This window comes from Neorhizobium descurainiae, assembly GCF_051400715.1.
GTDB lineage: Bacteria > Pseudomonadota > Alphaproteobacteria > Rhizobiales > Rhizobiaceae > Neorhizobium.
The window spans coordinates 119,963-137,396 of sequence record NZ_JBLFFK010000007.1; the positions used below are offsets into that span (position 1 = coordinate 119,963).

16 protein-coding genes are annotated in these 17,434 nt (G+C 63.2%); 3 read left to right on the plus strand and 13 right to left on the minus strand.

Features of this window, described 5'->3' with window-relative positions; translation table 11 throughout:
- Positions 1 to 83 precede the first annotated feature (83 nt).
- Genes ACMGE0_RS14515 through cyoA form a run of 5 tightly spaced genes read right to left on the minus strand, consistent with a single transcriptional unit; the run spans position 84 to position 5,113 of the window.
- Positions 84 to 833, minus strand: coding sequence for an SURF1 family protein (locus ACMGE0_RS14515; RefSeq protein ID WP_436816575.1), 750 nt, complete (start codon positions 831 to 833; stop codon positions 84 to 86).
- A gap of 19 nt (positions 834 to 852) precedes the next feature.
- Positions 853 to 1,260 carry a cytochrome o ubiquinol oxidase subunit IV gene (gene cyoD / locus ACMGE0_RS14520; RefSeq protein ID WP_436816576.1) on the minus strand — a complete coding sequence of 136 codons (408 nt, stop codon included), beginning with the start codon at positions 1,258 to 1,260 and terminating at the stop codon, positions 853 to 855.
- Positions 1,257 to 1,877: a cytochrome o ubiquinol oxidase subunit III gene (gene cyoC, locus ACMGE0_RS14525; RefSeq protein ID WP_436816577.1), complete on the minus strand. Its 621-nt coding sequence runs from the start codon at positions 1,875 to 1,877 to the stop codon at positions 1,257 to 1,259. The genes cyoD and cyoC overlap by 4 nt, the downstream gene beginning before the upstream one ends.
- Before the next feature lie 4 nt (positions 1,878 to 1,881).
- Positions 1,882 to 3,885, minus strand: coding sequence for a cytochrome o ubiquinol oxidase subunit I (cyoB, locus tag ACMGE0_RS14530; protein WP_436816578.1), 2,004 nt, complete (start codon positions 3,883 to 3,885; stop codon positions 1,882 to 1,884).
- A gap of 31 nt (positions 3,886 to 3,916) precedes the next feature.
- Entirely contained in the window at positions 3,917 to 5,113 is a 1,197-nt protein-coding gene (gene cyoA, locus ACMGE0_RS14535; protein ID WP_436816579.1) for a ubiquinol oxidase subunit II, read from the minus strand.
- 317 nt (positions 5,114 to 5,430) lie between these two features.
- Here cyoA and ACMGE0_RS14540 point away from each other — a divergent pair, with 317 nt between their 5' ends.
- Complete coding sequence (locus ACMGE0_RS14540) at positions 5,431 to 6,792, plus strand: MFS transporter (protein WP_436816580.1); 1,362 nt, start codon at positions 5,431 to 5,433, stop codon at positions 6,790 to 6,792.
- Positions 6,793 to 6,859: 67 nt separating this feature from the next.
- Here the strand turns inward: ACMGE0_RS14540 and ACMGE0_RS14545 are convergent, their stop codons facing one another.
- The 6 genes from ACMGE0_RS14545 to ACMGE0_RS14570 all read right to left on the minus strand — a co-directional run bounded on the left by ACMGE0_RS14545 (position 6,860) and on the right by ACMGE0_RS14570 (position 13,458).
- Positions 6,860 to 7,771 (minus strand): dihydrodipicolinate synthase family protein, encoded by a 912-nt coding sequence (locus tag ACMGE0_RS14545; protein WP_436816581.1) that lies wholly within the window; start codon positions 7,769 to 7,771, stop codon positions 6,860 to 6,862.
- Between the two features lie 55 nt (positions 7,772 to 7,826).
- On the minus strand, positions 7,827 to 8,969 hold the full coding sequence (locus ACMGE0_RS14550) for a M24 family metallopeptidase (protein ID WP_436816582.1): 1,143 nt from the start codon (positions 8,967 to 8,969) through the stop codon (positions 7,827 to 7,829).
- 104 nt (positions 8,970 to 9,073) lie between these two features.
- Entirely contained in the window at positions 9,074 to 10,324 is a 1,251-nt protein-coding gene (locus ACMGE0_RS14555) for an NAD(P)/FAD-dependent oxidoreductase (RefSeq protein ID WP_436816583.1), read from the minus strand.
- Positions 10,325 to 10,361: 37 nt separating this feature from the next.
- Positions 10,362 to 11,078, minus strand: a complete 717-nt coding sequence (locus ACMGE0_RS14560) for a GntR family transcriptional regulator (RefSeq protein WP_436816729.1) — start codon at positions 11,076 to 11,078, stop codon at positions 10,362 to 10,364.
- A gap of 123 nt (positions 11,079 to 11,201) precedes the next feature.
- The gene (locus tag ACMGE0_RS14565; protein WP_436816584.1) at positions 11,202 to 12,119 is read right to left on the minus strand and encodes a DMT family transporter; all 918 of its coding nucleotides are present in this window, start codon (positions 12,117 to 12,119) and stop codon (positions 11,202 to 11,204) included.
- A gap of 73 nt (positions 12,120 to 12,192) precedes the next feature.
- Positions 12,193 to 13,458, minus strand: a complete 1,266-nt coding sequence (locus tag ACMGE0_RS14570; protein ID WP_436816585.1) for a flavin monoamine oxidase family protein — start codon at positions 13,456 to 13,458, stop codon at positions 12,193 to 12,195.
- Positions 13,459 to 13,671: 213 nt separating this feature from the next.
- Between ACMGE0_RS14570 and ACMGE0_RS14575 the strand changes: the two genes are divergently transcribed.
- Positions 13,672 to 14,577, plus strand: a complete 906-nt coding sequence (locus ACMGE0_RS14575) for a S1C family serine protease (protein WP_436816586.1) — start codon at positions 13,672 to 13,674, stop codon at positions 14,575 to 14,577.
- Between the two features lie 95 nt (positions 14,578 to 14,672).
- On the opposite strand, the gene ACMGE0_RS14580 is transcribed toward ACMGE0_RS14575, so the two are convergent.
- A complete protein-coding gene (locus tag ACMGE0_RS14580; protein ID WP_436816587.1) occupies positions 14,673 to 15,929 on the minus strand; it encodes a glycerate kinase type-2 family protein in 1,257 nt (418 codons plus the stop codon).
- A gap of 154 nt (positions 15,930 to 16,083) precedes the next feature.
- On the opposite strand from ACMGE0_RS14580, the gene ACMGE0_RS14585 reads away from it, so the two are divergent.
- The gene (locus ACMGE0_RS14585; protein WP_436816588.1) at positions 16,084 to 16,416 is read left to right on the plus strand and encodes a hypothetical protein; all 333 of its coding nucleotides are present in this window, start codon (positions 16,084 to 16,086) and stop codon (positions 16,414 to 16,416) included.
- Positions 16,417 to 16,423: 7 nt separating this feature from the next.
- Here the strand turns inward: ACMGE0_RS14585 and pcaQ are convergent, their stop codons facing one another.
- Entirely contained in the window at positions 16,424 to 17,350 is a 927-nt protein-coding gene (gene pcaQ / locus ACMGE0_RS14590; RefSeq protein WP_436816589.1) for a pca operon transcription factor PcaQ, read from the minus strand.
- Between the last annotated feature and the right edge of the window lie 84 nt (positions 17,351 to 17,434).

Here is a 17,434-nt window from a genome sequence, read left to right on the forward strand (position 1 = left end):
AGCTAGGGCACAAGTTCCAGCCCGCCACCCAAAAAATTAGAAATTACTTGGAGAAGTGAATTGGGACCGCCGCGCCCGTCGGTTCAGCCGATCCGCTTGCGGTGGATCGCCCAAGCCGCGCCGGCGCTCATCACAGCGAGCAGATACCAGGTGATCGCATAGACGAGGTGGCTGTTGCGGAAACGAACGACCGTCAGCCCACCGACGGGAAGCCCGCCCGGATTGGGCGTCGTGTCCGCATCGATGAAATAGGGTGCGGCACCGGCGAGGTCTTTGGCGGCGGCGATCGCCGTAATATCGCGTGAATACCAGCGGCCGTTCGCAGGATCGTTCGAGCGCAGGAAAGCACCGTCAGGCTCGGGCATCCGCAAAAGGCCGGTGACCCGGACATTTCCGGAAATCTCTCCCTCTGCGCGGGTCTGCGGATCCCGCCTGTCTGCCGGCACGAAGCCGCGATTGATGAGGATCGTCGTTCCGTCCGCCGGTTCGAGCGGCGTGAGGACCCAGAAACCGGCGCCAAGCTCGGTGACCGCCTGAACCAGGGTCTCCTTGTCGTGACGGAAAACCCCCGCCGCCGTGACTCGGCGGTATTCGTCGTTGTCAGCGTTGATCGCCGGCCAGGCAGACGATGACGGCGCGGGCACCGGCGGCGCATTCACCCGCGCGTCGACGCGGGCGATCAGGTCTAGTTTCCAGAACAGCCGCTGCACCTGCCAGGTGCCGAGGCCCAGGAAGACGACGGTCAGGAGCAGCATGCCCGCTGCGAAAAGGAGGCGAGAGCGGGCGGGCTTTGCGTCCGCCCTTTCGCCGGTTGCAGGTTGGTCGAGGGCCATCAGCCTACCCTCCTCACCGTCAGGGCATGTTCTTCATCATCTCCGGCGACATGGGCATCATGTTTGCATTGAGGTGATGCATGACCCAGAGCGAGCCCGCGAGCGTGATGCCGACGAGCACCAGCGTGAAGATCAGCGCCATCATCGTCCAGCCGCCTTCCGAGCGCGGGTTCATGTGCAGGAAAAAGATCATGTGCACGACGATCTGTACGACCCCGAGGCCCATGACGAAGAAGGCGGTCAAAAGCTTGCTGTCGAAGACGCCGCCCATGACGAGCCAGAAGGGGATGGCCGTCAGGATGACGGAAAGCGAAAAGCCGATCAGATAGCTTTTCAGCGTGCCGTGGCCGGCCTCGTGGCCGTTGCTGTGCCCATGGTGGACGTTGTGGGCATCTTCATGGGCGGGGGCGTGCGGTTGCGAACTCATCCGAGGTATCCGATCAGATAGACAAAGGAGAAGACGCCGATCCAGACGACGTCGAGGAAGTGCCAGAACATCGACAGGCACATCAGCCGGCGCTTGTTTTCCGCAATCAGTCCATGCATCGAGACCTGCACCATCAGCGTGATCAGCCAGATGATGCCGAAGGTCACGTGCAGGCCGTGGGTGCCGACCAGTGTGAAGAAGGAGGAGAGGAAGGCGCTGCGCGTCGGTCCGGCTCCTTCCTGGATGAGGTGGTAGAACTCGTAGAGCTCAAGCCCGAGGAAGGCCGCGCCGAAGAGGCCGGTCACGCCGAGCCAGAACAGCGTCTCCGCCTTGGCGTTCCGCTCCATCTGCAGCATCGCGAAACCGTAGGTAATGGAGGAGAGGAGCAGCATCGTCGTATTGATGGCGACGAGCGGCAGGTCGAAAAGGTCGGTCGGGGAGGGGCCGGCGGCGTAGGAGCGGCCAAGCACGCCGTGCGTGGCGAAGAGGACGGCGAAGATCAGGCAGTCGCTCATCAGGTACAGCCAGAAGCCCAGCATGGTGCTGCCTTCCGGATGATGCTCTTCCGTCAGGTAGAATTCCGGCTTTTCGGTTTCTTGAACTTGAGTTTCGCTCATGATCTCAGGTCCGCTCCGCGAGCAGTTTCGAGCGCGCGTCCTCTGTTGCGGTCACGGTTTCGGCGGGGATGTAGAAATCTCTGCTGTAGTTGAAGGTATGGCCGATCGCGATCGCGATCATGGCGACGAAGGACAGAGCCGCCAGCCACCACATGTACCAGATCATGCCGAAGGCGAAGGCGACGCTGATCGCGGCGAGGATGACGCCGGTTCCGGTGTTCTTCGGCATGTGGATCGGCTTGAAGCCCCCGAGCGGACGCTCGTAGCCGCGGTTCTTCATGTCGTACCAGCTGTCGTGGTCGTGGACGACGGGCGTGAAGGCGAAATTGTAGTCCGGCGGCGGCGAGGAGGTCGACCATTCCAAGGTGCGGCCGTCCCAGGGATCGCCGGTCGTATCGCGCAGCTGATCGCGTTTCAAAAAGCTGACGACGAGCTGGATGATGAAGGAGGCGATGCCGAGCGCGATGAGCACGGCGCCGGCGGCGGCGATGACGAACCAGATCTGCAGCGAAGGATCCTCGAACTGGCCGACGCGGCGGGTGACGCCCATCAGACCGAGCACGTAGAGCGGCATGAAGGCGACGTAGAAGCCGATCAGCCAGAACCAGAAGCTCATCTTGCCCCAGAAGGGATCGAGCTTGTAGCCGAAGGCCTTGGGATACCAGTAGTTCACGCCCGCCAGCAGGCCGAAGACCACGCCGCCGATGATGACGTTGTGGAAATGGGCGATCAGGAAGAGCGAGTTGTGCAACACGAAGTCGGCCGGCGGGATGGCCAGCATGACGCCGGTCATGCCGCCGATGACGAAGGTCACCATGAAGCCGACGGTCCACAGCATCGGCACCTCGTAGCGGATCCTCCCGCGATACATGGTGAAAAGCCAGTTGAACATCTTCGCGCCCGTCGGGATCGAGATGATCATCGTGGTGATGCCGAAGAAGGCATTCACCGAGGCGCCCGAGCCCATGGTGAAGAAGTGGTGCAGCCAGACGATATAGGAGAGGATCATGATGACGCAGGTCGCATAGACCATCGAGGCGTAGCCGAAGAGGCGCTTGCCGGAGAAAGTGGCCACCACTTCCGAAAAGATGCCGAAAGCCGGCAGCACGAGGATGTAGACCTCCGGATGACCCCATATCCAGATGAGGTTGACATACATCATCGGATTGCCGCCCAGGTCGTTGGTGAAGAAGTTCGTGCCCGCGTAACGGTCGAGCGAAAGCAGTGCGAGCGTGGCGGTCAGGATCGGGAAACTCGCGACGATCAGCACGTTGGTGCAGAGCGAGGTCCAGGTGAAGACCGGCATTTTCATGAACGTCATGCCGGGCGCGCGCATCTTCACGATCGTGGCGATGAGATTGATGCCGGAAAGCGTCGTGCCGATGCCGGCCACCTGCAGGCCCCAGATGTAATAGTCGACGCCGACGCCCGGACTGTAATCGGCGCCCGACAGCGGCGGATAGGCGAGCCAGCCGGTGCGGGCGAATTCCCCGACGAAGAGCGACAGCATGATGATGATCGCGCCCGCCGTCGTCATCCAGAAGGAGAAGTTGTTGAGGAACGGAAAGGAGACGTCACGGGCGCCGATCTGCAGCGGCACGACATAGTTCATCATCCCGGTGACGAAGGGCATGGCCATGAAGAAGATCATGATCACGCCATGCGCGGTGAAGATCTGGTCGTAGTGGTGCGGCGGCAGATAGCCCTCGGATCCGTTGAAGGCGATCGCCTGCTGAACGCGCATCATGATCGCGTCGGCAAAGCCGCGCAGCAGCATGACGATTGCCAGCACCACGTACATGATGCCGATCTTCTTGTGATCGACGCTGGTGAACCATTCGTTCCAGAGATAGCCCCAGAGCCTGTACCTGGTGATCAGCGCCAGAATGGCGATGCCGCCCAGCGCCACGGCGAGGAAGGTCACGACGAGAATGGGCTCGTGATAAGGGATGGCTTCGAGGCTGAGCCGCCCGAAGATGAATTCCGTCAATGTGCTGTTGCCGAACATGGGTCTATCCAAAATCTTGCCGAATACGGGCTCAGGGCTGCGATGCAGGCGGTGTGGGAGTGTCGGGATTGAGCTGCTTCGGCGCCGGTCCGCCCTGATTGCCGTCTGGGGCCGGGTGGCTCTGGTGCATGTTGTTCATGTCGTGGTTCATCGATTGCGGATCGGCTGGCGGCTGACCGTCGACGCCCTCTCTGGGCTCCTGGGTGCGGGCCGGCTCGCCGCTGGCCGGGAAGGTCGCGCCCGGTGAACTTTCGACATTGTGGCGGCTGTCATATTCCAGCCGGCCGCGGTTCTCATGGCTTTCACGGCCGCCGCCGCCCATCATGTCGACATGCATCATCTCGTTCATGCACATCTTGCCGGGCGTGGCGCACATGTTGAGCACGGCATTGTAAAGCCCGTTCTCGACGCTGGCGTAATAGCGGACCGGCTCCTTGGCGCTCGGCTTTTCCAGTTTCAGGTAAGCGTCGCGGTTGAGCGCGGTGCCTTGCCCCTTCACCCGTTCGACCCATTCGTCGAAACCCGCCTGCTGCAGTCCGTGAAACTTGAAGCGCATGTGGGAGAAGCCGTCACCACTGTAGTTGGCGGAAAACCCCTCGAACTCGCCTTCCTTGTTGATGACGGCGTGAAGTTTCGTCTCCATGCCGGGCATGGCATAGATCATGCCGGCAAGCGCCGGAATGTAGAAGGCGTTCATGACCGAAGACGCGGTGATCTTGAAATTGATCGGCACGTCGACGGGGGCGGCCATCTCGTTGACGGTGGCAATCCCGTAGTCCGGATAGAAGAACAGCCATTTCCAGTCGAGCGCCACCACTTCGACCGTCAGCGGCTTTGCCTCGGCCGGGATGGCACGTTCGGCGTCGATCCGGTCGAGAGGTCGGTAGGGATCGAGCTTGTGGGTGCTGATCCAGGTGACGGCGCCGAGCGCGATGATGATGGCGAGCGGCGCCGACCAGATGATCACTTCGAGCCGGGTCGAATGGTGCCATTCGGGATCGTAGGGGGCCGTCCTATTGGAGCCGCGATACCGCCAGGCGAAGAACAGCGTGAGAAAGATCACAGGCACGATGATCAGCAGCATCAGAACCGTAGCGACGACGATCAGATCTCGCTGCTGCGCGGCGATATCGCCGGAAGGCGACATGACGACCATGTTGCATCCGGCGAGCGCCAGAACAGGCAGGAGAACGAACAGCCGGGCGGCGAATTTCAACGGAGTGTGCATCTCGGGCTCGAATTTGCGTTTTGTCTACTGCCCACTAATCGCGGCAAGCCATCGGCCGGAATGAGGTCGTTCGTCGCAGTGCAACAATCTGTCGCAGTGCAGCAAAAAGCCGCCCTGCCGTCTTCAATCGTTGTCCCGCGCCACCGAAACGCATGGCACCAATGTTCGCCAACCGACAATCTAGGACGCGATGCCGCTCCGACCAGAGGGACCGCCAAAAGTCGCGGATAGGCTTTTTTACCGCAAATTCCTTGATCTCTGCGGGTGTTTGATCAACATCTAATCAGGGAGCAGATTCCCGCCAGGAGAAAGAATGCATGAGTACGGTCGTCAACCCCACATCGTCAGGCATGGAACGGGACGCCCGTCGCATTCATGACGACAAGCCGGTTTCGCCGGGCAGCATTGCCCTCGGTGTGATCATCGGCCGCATGTCGGAGTTCTTCGATTTCTTCGTCTACGGCCTCGGTTCCGTGCTCGTTTTCCCGAAGCTCATATTTCCGTTCGCGCCAAGTCCGGTGGCGGCCACCCTCATGTCCTTCGCGATCTTTCCGCTGGCCTTCCTGGCACGGCCGGTCGGGTCCTTCGTCTTCATGTGGGTCGACCGCAACTACGGGCGCGGCACCAAGCTGACGATCGCGCTTTTCATCCTCGGCGGCTCGACGGCGTCGATCGCCTTCCTGCCGGGATATGAGACGATCGGGTATTGGGCGGTGGCACTTCTGGCGCTGTTCCGGCTCGGTCAGGGTTTTGCGCTTGGAGGTGCCTGGGATGGGCTTGCCTCGCTGCTCAACCTCAATGCGCCGCCCAACCGCCGCGGCTGGTATGCGATGATACCGCAGCTCGGTGCGCCTATCGGCTTTGCGCTGGCGAGCATCCTGTTCGGTTATTTCGTCGCCAATCTCTCGGAAGAGGACTTTCTTTCCTGGGGCTGGCGCTATCCCTTCTTCGTCGCCTTCGCGATCAACGTGGTGGCGCTCTTCGCCCGTCTGCGCATCGTCGCCAGCAAGGAGTTCGGCTCGGCGCTGGAAGCCAACGAGCTGCAACCGCGTCCGGTCTTCGAAATGCTGAGCAAGCATGCCCATGACGTGGTGCTTGGCGCCTTCGCGCCGCTTGCCAGCTTCGCCATGTTTCACCTGGTGACGATCTTCCCCTTGAGCTGGGTGACGCTTCATGGCGGGCAATCGGCAGCGGAATTCCTCTGGACCCAGGTGGCGGGGGCCGTCGTCGGGGCTGGCGGCATCGTTCTTTCGGGCGTCATCGCCGATCGCATCGGCCGGCGCAGCCAGTTGATGATCGGCGCGGTCATCATCGCCATCTTCTCGTTCTCCGCGCCCTTCCTGCTGGATGCCGGCGGCACGGGGCAGGCCGCGTTCATCATCATCGGCTTCGCGATCCTTGGTCTTTCCTTCGGCCAGGCCTCGGGTGCCGTTTCCTCCCGCTTCGGGCAATATTACCGCTATACCGGGGCGGCGTTCACCTCCGATCTCGCCTGGCTGGTCGGCGCGGCTTTTGCGCCGCTGGTGGCGCTCGGGCTCGCCAGCAGTTTCGGCATCATCTTCATCGGCGGCTACCTGATCTCCGGCGCGATCTGCACGCTCGTCGCGCTCAGCCTTACCCGCGTGCTCGACCAGAGCAACGAGCCGGGGCAGGGTCAGGGGCAGGGGCAGGGGCAGTGACCGGCAAATGAAAAATGCCGGGCGCAAGACCCGGCATCCAAAAAGATCAGATTTACGTCGAGCCGCTTCAAGCAGCCCTCCTGCTCAATGTCGGCCGGGTCGCGGCCGCCTTCTCCACCATGGCGGTGACTTCCGCGCGGCGGGCGCCGGAAAGCGGCATGCGCGGCATGCGGACCCGCTCGGAGCCACGGCCCATGATCTGCTCGGCAAGCTTGATCGACTGGACGAGGTCGTGCTCGGCGTCGAGGTGAAGCAGCGGCATGAACCAGCGATAGATGCGGCGGGCTTCCTCCCAGTCGCTCCGGGCCGCGGCGGCCACCAGTGCCACGGATTCCTGCGGGAAGGCGCTGGTGAGGCCGGAGACCCAGCCCTTGGCGCCGAGCATCAGGCCTTCGAGCGCTACGTCGTCGAGACCGGCGAAGATGTCGAACCGGTCGCCGAAGGCGTTGATGAGATCGGTGAAGCGGCGTGGATCCGGCGCGCTTTCCTTGACGGCCTTGATGTTCGGCACGTCTTCCAGCTGGCGCAGCACGTCGACTCCGATGTTGACGCGATAGGCCGGCGGGTTGTTGTAGAGCATGATCGGCAGGGAGGTCGCTTCGGCAACCGCCTTGAAATGGGCGACGAGCTCTTCCGGCTTCGGCACGTAGACCATGGCCGGCAGCACCATGAGGCCGTCGGCGCCGAGCTTTTCGGCATCCTTCGCATAGGCGACGGCGCGGCGGGTGTCGAGTTCGGAAACGCCGGTCACGACCGGCACACGGCCGTTCACGACCTCGACGGCGGCCTTCAGGATGGTGCGCTTCTCTTCCGGGTCGAGCGAATTGTTCTCGCCGCAGGTGCCCATGACGATGAGACCATTGACGCCATCACGCACCAGCGCGTCCTGCACGCCCTGCGTCGCCTTGAGGTCGACGGAGAAGTCCTCGTTGAATTGTGTCGTCACCGCGGGGAAAACCCCGGTCCAGCCGGTTGTCATCGCAGGAACTCCTCTGGTTGATGGATCATACTGTGCGCGCTCGCCGCAATTCTTGTCACGCGAAGGGTTCGGTCGGGCTCTTGGCCGGCTGCGTGAACCATTGCGGCCCGGTTTCGGTCATGTGGATATGATCTTCGAGGCGGATGCCGAACCGATCGGGAAAAACGATCATCGGCTCGTTGGAGAAGCACATGCCGGGCTCCAATACGGTCGAATTTCCGCGCACCAGATAGGGGTCCTCGTGAATTTCCAGGCCGAGCCCGTGGCCGGCGCGATGCGGCAGGCCGGGCAGGACATAATCCGGCCCGAGCCCGTGCTTGGCAAGCACGAGGCGGGCCGCGTCGTCGAGGCTGCCGCAGGTGGCGCCCGGACGGGCGGCATCGAAAACGGCCTGTTGCGCCTCGCGCTCGATCGCCCAGGCATCCGAGAATTCCCGCGTCGGCTCCTCCAGCGCATAGGTGCGGGTGAGGTCCGAATGATAGCCGTCGAGCCGGCAGCCGGTATCGACCAGCACGACATCGCCCGGCGCATAGACCTGGTCGCCATCGGCACCATGGGGTAGCGAGGTCGCCAGTCCGAAGGAGACGATGCAAAAGGATGAGCCGCCCTCGGCGCCAAGCGCCCGGTGCTGTTCGTCGATATGGAGAACGACTTCGGAGGCCCTGACGCCCGGCTTGATGAAGGCATGCGCGCGGCGGTGGACCTCCAGCGTCAGGTTCATCGCATGTTGGATGAGAGCGATCTCGGCCTTCGACTTACGCAGCCTGAGGTCGCGGACCAGCCGGCCCCCATCTGCGAGCCGGTCCGCGCCGAAAACCGCAGCGAGCTGATGGCAGACGAAGAGCGGCAGGGCGTCGTCGAGCGCGAGCTTCGCGTCCGCGGGCAGAAGCGAGGCGACCAAGGCGGCGCTCGACTCATCCTCCTGCCAGACGACGATTTCGCCGGGCAGGTGCGGCAGGGTCTCGACGCGGCTCCGCTCGAAGCCGGGCGCGATATAGGTGACCGAATCCGGCGTCACCAGCGCGCCGACAAGCCGCTCGCTCGGATGCCATTCGAGGCCGGTGAAGTAACGCAGGCTTTCCGTCGAGCCGAGCAGCAGGCCGCCGAATCTCCTTTCCGCGAGCGCAGCCTGCAGCCGCCGAAGGCGCTGCTGCCGCTCGTCATCGGCAATCCTCTGGACGGGGTGAGGCCAGGACATGTCCGGTTCCTTTTTCGCTCTGGAAAAGGTCTATACAGGTTTGTATTTAGTTTGTCGACATGACATTTGAGTACGCTAATCCGACACCCGTGTTGCTAGAAAGATCAACGGAAACGGCTGATGCGGAACGGTTCGATGGGGAGGGAGGATGGCCGCCCTGCCGCGATATCCGCGACCAGCCGGCCGGTCGCTGCCGATTGCGTCAGGCCGAGATGCCCATGGCCGAAGGCGTAGATTACCGCCGGCGTTGCGCCCGACGGGCCGATGACGGGCAGGCAATCGGGCAGGGACGGGCGAAAGCCCATCCATTGCCGCCCGCCTTCGGTCTTCAGGTCCGGCAGGAAATCCTTCGCCTTCTTCAGCATGGCTTCGGAGCGCTTGTAGTTCGGCGGCATCCTGAGCCCGCCGAGCTCGACCGCCCCGCCCACTCGGATGCCGGAGGAGAGCGGCGTCACCACGAAGCCATGGTTGTTGAAGTAGAGTTGGCGCTGCAGCGGGAATGCGCCGGGCGGCAGGGTCGTGTTATAGCCGCGCTCGGTTTCAAGCGGCGCATGGTCGCCGAGACTTGCGGCGATCGCCTTCGACCAGGCGCCACCGGCGAGCACCACGGTCTTCGCTTCGAAGGCTGAGCCATCTGCCAGCATCACGCGGGCGCCTGTCGCGGTCGGCTCGAAGCCCGTCACTTCGCCGATCCGGATCGAGGCGCCGCGTGCGATGACATGATCCACGAGCGCCTTGGTGAATTCGTAAGGGTCGGAGACCTGCAGGCCGTCAGGCGTGAACATGCCGTGCCGGAATTGCGGTGCGAGCCCGGGCTGGAGGGCGTCGATCTCGCTGCGGCCCACCCGCCTGAACTCGAAGCCTGCCCTCCGCTTCGCCGCCCAGTCGGCGGCGGCCGCATCGAAACTCGCTTCGCTGTCATAGAGATCGAGCGTGCCGGTCCGGCTCACCATCGCCTTGAGGCCGGCGCGTTCGATGACCCGCAGCATTTCGCTGCGCGCCAGCGGCATGATCCCGGCGTGTATCGCGACCGTGCGTTCGAAGGCCGGGCGGGCGCTGGCGCGCCACAGGCGCCACAGCCACGGCGCCATGTTCAGCGCATAGGAAGGCGGAAGGCTCAAGGGGCCGAGCGGATCGAGCAGCCATTTCGGCGCTTTCCACATCATGCCGGGTGCCGCGATCGGGATGATTTCCGGAAAGGCGAGGATGCCGGCATTGCCGCTGCTGGCGCCCCTCGCCACCTCGCCGCGCTCGATCATCAAAACCGTGCGCCCGTCTTCCCGCAGATAATGCGCCGCCATCGCGCCGATGATGCCTGTCCCGATGACGACGGCGTCCACCGAAGGGTTGTTCATGACGTTATCCTGTGTGACAAATGCGGAAGATGCGGGTTCAGGTGGCCGAAAGATCGAGGGGATATGCAAGATCGCGGGCGATGTAATCCTGAATCTGCCTGACGATCTGGGCGGCGTGCCGGACGGCCAGGCGATCGGCTTTTTCGATGTCCCGGGCCTCTATCGCTGCGATCATCTCCTCGTGTTCATCGACATATTGGCGCGGCAGGCGGTCGTCGAAGGTGCGGTAATAAAGACGCAGGATGCGCCGCCCTTCATCGAGAAGCCGGGTGAAGAAGGTCGTGTAATAGGAATTGCCGGCGAGTTCGGCGATGGCGACGTGGAATTCGCGGTTCGCCTCGATCATCGCGAAGGCGTCATGCGCATCGACGGCCGCGGCGAATTCCTCCTGCCGTCTGCGGATATCGGCCATGAGCTCCAGAGAACCGTGGATCGCAGCGCCACGGGTGGTGACGCGATACATCAGCGTCAGCGCGTCGAAATAGGTGGGCAGCGAGGCGAAATCGATCGGCGCGACGATCGTGTTGCGGTTTGGAAGCGTCGTGACCAGGCCCTCGCCGGAGAGCCTCAGCAGCGCCTCCCGGATCGGCGTGCGGGACATGCCGAACCGCTCCGAAAGGCGGACCTCATCCAGGGGGCTTCCCGGCGGCAGCGTCATGGCGAGGATTTCCCGGCGCAGGATCGTATAGACGCTCTGGGTGCCCGAGCCGCGTACACGGGGAATGTCGTTTTCTGCCGGTTCCATTCTCACCATCATCTGCCGTCTCTGCGGCGCATGCTCATGCTGAAAACATATTTGCATACGTGTTGTCGACAGGAAATTCATCTTCCATCGGTATCCCGACGCTACATTCGGCAGAATGCACCTTTCCGGTTTTCATGGCTTCTCTCGGACGCCCCCCGCCGGCGCTCGCCGATGGCCATAGATATTGACGACGACGATGCCCGCCACGATGCAGACGAGCGCCAGGACATGGTGCCCGTCGATCCGCTCGCCGAGCAGCACGATGCCCGCAAGCGCGGCCAGCAGCGGCGTAAGGAAGGTGAAGACGGAAAGCTTGGTCGCGGAGTAGCGGGCGATCAAGGCGAACCAGGCCAGGAAGGAGAGCGCCGCGACGATGACCGTCTGATAGGCCAGCGACGACCAGGCCATGAGGGAACCGGGCATGACAGGCGGTCCCTCAAAAAGAAAGGCCGCTGCCGTCAGCAGCACGGCGGATACGGCGAGCTGGTAGAGCAGTGTCTGCGAGGCGGGGGCCTGCGCCAGACCGGTCATGCGGATGGCGAGCGTCGTCAGGCCCCAAAGGATTCCAGCCCCAAGCGCGCAGGCATCGCCGAAAAATTTCTGGCTGTCGACGGAAACGGATGCCCGCAGCACCAGCCCGGTGCCGATGAAGGCAATGACGATACCGATCCAACCCGCGATCGACAGCCGTTCTCCGGGCATCAGAAAATGCGCGCCCATCGCGACGACGAACGGGGCGGTGTAAAGCAGCAGCGCGGCGCGCGCTGCATCGGTATATCCGAGCGAGACGTAGAGGAGCCCGAATTCCGCCGAAAAGAGCGTGCCGACCAGAAGGCCCGGCCAGAAAAGGCCCCGGGTCCACGTCAGCCGGGCATAACGGAACCAGCCCGCGATCACGATGGCGGCGCCGAGCGACCGGATGCCCGCCTGCCAGAACGGCGGCACGTCCGGGATGATCGCCTTGATCGCGATCTGCTGCAGGGCCCAGAGAGAGCAGAGGATGAGCATCGCCGTGACGGCGAAGGTGTCGAGGGATTGCTTTCTGATCATGGGCCGATCATGCCGGCCTTGCCGATTCATGCCAATGAAAAAGAAGCCGCGAAGGATCGGAAACGCTGATCGATCAGCCCCCAATTCGAAGAAGCCGTGCGGCGGCCTGCCTGCCCGCCACGATGGCGCCTTCGATATAACCCGGATAGGATATTGCGAGCTCCGACGAGGCGAAATGGATCGGCGGCACCCCGGCGTTGAGCACGTCTTCCGCATCGCGGGCGTCGGGATCGACGATGACGTCGCTATAGGCCCCACTGCTCCAGGGATCGTCGATCCAGTCCCGAACGTGGATATCCCGCATGTCCCCGCCCGGCTCGCCGAGAGCATCGATGAGCCGTTCCCGAACGAAGCCGCGCAGCTCTTCCAATGGCTTGCCGTGCCATTGCAGCGCCAGTGGTCCGCCGATGAACATGACAAGACCCGCATAATCGCCGCGGCTCGTATCGCAGGCGTAGAGACCCTGCGGCTCCTGCCACATCACCGTGCCGTTCAGCCCGAGGTCGCGCCAGAAAGGTTTGGCGTAGCTAACCTGCACCTTGATCGCATAACCGGGAGCCCAGGCCCGCAAAGCCTGGTCCACGTGGGCGGGAAGGGCAGGGGAAAAGACGAGCTTGCGAACCGTGACGGGCGGCAGGGCTAGGAGCAGCCTGCCGGCGGAGAACCGCTGCGCGCCGCTCCAGATCTCGACGCCCCCGGCGGAATGATCGATGCGGGAGACGGCGGTGTTCAGCTTCAGCCGGTTGCCGAGTTTTGCGGCAAGCTCGTCGGCAAGCGCATGCGCGGTGCCGCCCAGAAACATTTCCATTTCCGAATGGGTATTGGTGATGCGCCGGTCGTTCGAGGCGAGATAGGTGAAGGCAATCTCGTCGGGCGACCGGCACCACAGACCTTTCACCAGGCGCAGGAAGCTTTTTGCAACATCCGCGGGGATGTCCTGCCGGGCGACCCAGTCGGCGACGGTGAGATCCGAGAGCTCGGGATCATCGGGATCGGTGGCGATCATCCGGTCGCGCAATGCGTCCACCTGGCGCCAGAGATCATATCCCTTTTGCGGCGGAAGGGGTGGCCGGAAAACGGTGTTGCCCTCCGCATAGGTCATCACCGGCGTTTTGCCGTGCGCCTTGATAAGCGCCATCAGCTCCGGCATGTCGCGGCAAAAGAATTGTCCGCCGGTATCGATGCGGGTGCCGTCCGGCAGCACCTCGGACTCGACCTTGCCGCCGACGCGATCGCGCGCCTCGAGCAGCAGAACGTCCAAACCTGCATGCGCGAGTTCCAATGCGGCGGTGAGGCCGGTGAAACCCGCGCCCACGACGATGACATCCTGCTCCGGCATTCCGTTCTCCGGTTGTATTGTTGCTCCAGCCATTAGCGGAAGCCGGAGAAAACGTCTACGAACCGGTGAGCATAGGCGTTCCAAAGCACACCGCCCAGTCCCATCCCCTTGCACCGAACCGTTCATATTCATACCTTAAAGGTACGATACGTTCGGTTCTGCAGACCCCGGCGGGCCTCGTGAGCCACGTATCGCCTCATCAGGATTTGCATCATGGATATCGAGAGAATTTTGCGGTCCATCGTGGCCGTGCGAGCCTCAATTCCGGAAAACGCCTTCACGGCCGATACGCTCGGCGTCCGCCGGGAAGGGTCGGGCGTCGTCATTCGCGACAACGGACTGGTGCTGACGATCGGCTATCTCATTACCGAGGCAGAGGAAGTCTGGCTGACGCGTCATGACGGTCGCGTCGTGCCCGCCCATGCGTTGGCCTACGACCAGGAGAGCGGCTTCGGCCTCGTGCAGGCGCTCGCCCCGCTTGATCTTCCGGCGCTGGAAATGGGCGATTCGGCATCGGCCACGATCGGCGACCCGATCGTCTTTGCCGATGGCGAAGGCCAGTATCTGCGCGGCAATATCGTCGCCAAGCAGGAATTCGCCGGTTATTGGGAATACCTGCTGGACGAGGCGATCTTCATCGCGCCTGCGCATCCGTCCTGGGGTGGCGCGGCGCTGATCGACGCGGAAGGCAAGCTTCTGGGTGTGGGTTCGCTGCGCCTGCAGATGAGCCGCGGCGGCGAGATCGCCGACATCAACATGGCCGTGCCGATCAATCTGCTGCGGCCTATCCTCGACGATCTGCTTCATCGCGGCGAGTTCAACCGGCCGCCGCGGCCCTGGCTCGGGGCTTTTTCGGCTGAAAGCAACGGCGAAGTCGTCGTCATGAGCGTGACGGAAAACGGCCCCGCCGCGAAGGCAGGCTTGAGGCGCGGCGACGTCATTTCGGAAATCCGCGACGGCGAGGTCGACGGGCTTGCGGATTTCTATCGCAAGATCTGGGAAAGCGGCCCGCCGGGATCGGAAATCCCGATGCGCATCCTGCGCGATGGCCGCGAGGCCTGGCTGAGGGTCAAATCCGCCGATCGGAACGATTTTTTGCGGAAGCCGCAGCTGCAGTAGTTCACCCGCCATTTGCTCCCACTTCTCATCCGACGGGAGAAGTGGGAGTGAGCCTCAACGGGTCCACGTTCCTTTAACACGGGAGGGCTTGCCGCCTACCTCACCAAAATCGCCCGGAAATCGTTGACATTCGTTCCCGTTGGCCCAGTGGTGAACACGTCACCGATTGCCGCAAATCCCGAAAAGCTGTCGTTGCCGTCGAGCAGTTTTCTCCCGTCGAAGCCCGCAGCCCGAAGCCGGCGCGCTGTCGTGCCGTCGGCGAAGGCGCCGGCATTGGCTTCGGAGCCGTCGATCCCGTCCGTATCGGCGGCCAGCGCCGTAATTCCGTAGCCGTCGATCGCCAGCGCCAGGGCCAGCGCGAATTCACCGTTGCGGCCCCCTTTGCCCCCCTTGCTCCTCAGCGTCACCGTCGTCTCGCCGCCGGAAAGCAGCACGGCCGGTTTGGCGAAGGGGCGGTTGCGTGAACTCATCTCGCGGGCGAGTGCCGCATGTACCAGTGCCACGTCGCGGGATTCCCCCTCGATGGAATCGGAAAGGATATAAGGTGTCACGCCACGGGCGCGGGCGACCTCGGCGGCGGCCTCCAGCGACACGCCGGCGGACGCGATCACATGATGTTCGTGGCGGGCATAGACCGGATCGTCCGGCTGCGGCGCATCGGCGGCCGGCGAATTCAGATGGGCGATCATCGCCTCCGGCAGGTTCAGCCGGTACTGCTCGACGATGGCGAGCGCATCCTGCCGCGTCGTGACGTCCGGAATGGTCGGCCCGGAGGCGACGAAGGCCGGATTGTCGCCGGGAATGTCGGAAACGATCAGGCTGACGACACGAGCCTTCGTGGCGGCTGCAAGTCTGCCGCCCTTGATGGTCGAAAGGTGCTTTCGCACGACGTTCATGGCCGAGATCGGTGCACCGGAGGCAAGCAACGTCTCGTTCAGCGCGATCTCGTCTTGGAGTGTGAGGCCTTCCGGTGGAGCGGGAAGGAGCGCCGAGCCGCCGCCGCAGATCAGCGCGATGACGAGATCGTTTTCGGAAAGGCCGGACATGGTCTCGACCAGCCGCCTTGCTCCGGCAAGGCCTGCCGCATCCGGCACCGGATGCGAGGCTTCGAGGATCTCGATCGATTTCGTTTCGCATCCGTAGCCATAGCGGGTGACGACGACGCCGGTGAGCGGTTCCGGCCAGACGCTTTCGAGGGCTGCCGCCATCTGGGCGGCGCCCTTGCCGGCACCGATGACGACGGTGCGGCCGTTCCTTGGCGGGGAGGGCAGATGCTTCCGAATTCCGGTCAGCGGATCGGCCGCCTTCACGGCAGCGCCGAACAACGCTTGCAGCAATTCCCGGTCCTTCATCGTCTTCCTCCGCTTGGCCGATAAGCGGCTCTTTCGATCACGGTGGTTGACAGGCGTCAACCGGTGTTGATCGCCAAGGGCTCTTTCAGACGGAACAAAGCGGATAGGCACCGGTTCTCCCTCAGGCCCACCGAACGGAAAGGAGCAGCGGCATATGACCGAACATCTGAAGGAAGCCGGCTATCCCGGGCAGATCGACATCGCCGGCAGCCGGTCGCCCGTGACTTACAAACTGAAGGCGCGCAGGGAAGACGACGGCGCTTTCCGGGTGGCGGTGAGCCTGACCGCGCCGCGCGACTGGCTGCTGAAGCAGGGTTTCCGCAACGAAGCGACGTTGGTGCGCCAGAGCGGCGAGAAGATGCCCGTGCATTTCGAGGAGACGCTGAACGTCGCCGACAACATTTCCGTGACGCTGCGCGCCGAGGATACGGTGATCGCCTCGGCGGGCGAGCTGAACAGAAAGTTCCCGGAGCTTCGGGCAGGCTGAGCTCGGATCACCGCCCCCGCATGATCTCTGTCGCTGCCTGGCGGATGGTCTGCATGAGAATGGAAAGCGGAGCCGGCGGATGGGCGTCGGCCCGCATGGTAAGTCCCACAGGTCCCCGGGTCTCGCTCGTGTCGATCGGCAGGATCGCGAGAAGGCCGTCCTCGATATCCGCGGCGACGACGCCCGCCGAAATGATCCAGATCGCATCGCTCGAACGCACGAAGGCGCGGCCGAAGGCATCCGACACCGTTTCCACCTGGATCGGCAGGCCCGCCACGCCGTTGGCGATCAGGAACTGCTCGACCGAGGGCTTGATGATCGAGCCGCGCGTCGGCATCAGCACCGGATAATCCGCGAGCCCCTCGAAAACCGACTGTTTGGCCTCAAGCAGCGGATGACCGTTGCGGACGGAAAACACCACCTGTTCGGAATAGAGGTGTTCGAAGGAAAGTCCGGTCATCTTTTCCGGTGGCGCCAGGCGTCCGACGACGAGATCGAGATCGCCGACCCGCAGCTGCTCCATCAAAACGGCATTATCCCCTGTCACGATCTTCACGCGGCTGCCCGTGTTTTCCGCAAGGAACAACGTCATGGCGCGCGGCATGACCCGGGTGGAGACGGTGGGAAGTGCGCCAATGCGGACGGGCGGAGCGGCGTCGAAGAGTTCTTGGGAAACCGAGTCCATGCCCTGGCGAAGCGCCGTCAGCGCCGCGCCCGCATGGCGGAGGAAGACTTCGCCGTAACGCGTGATGCGGATGCCGCGGCCTTCGCGCTCGAAGACGGAAACGCCAAGCGCCTCTTCGAGCTCGCGGATGGTCTTGGTAACGGCCGGTTGGCTGACGTTGAGGATTTCGGCAGCCTTGACGACGCTTTTTTGCCGAGCGACCTCGACGAATGTATGCAGATGCCGAAACTTGACTCGGGAGTTGATCAAGATCAAATAACCTTGCGGTTAGGAGATTACGCCGAAATATCATTTTACCTAACCGGAAACTAGTGCAATCTACAAATGTGTGAG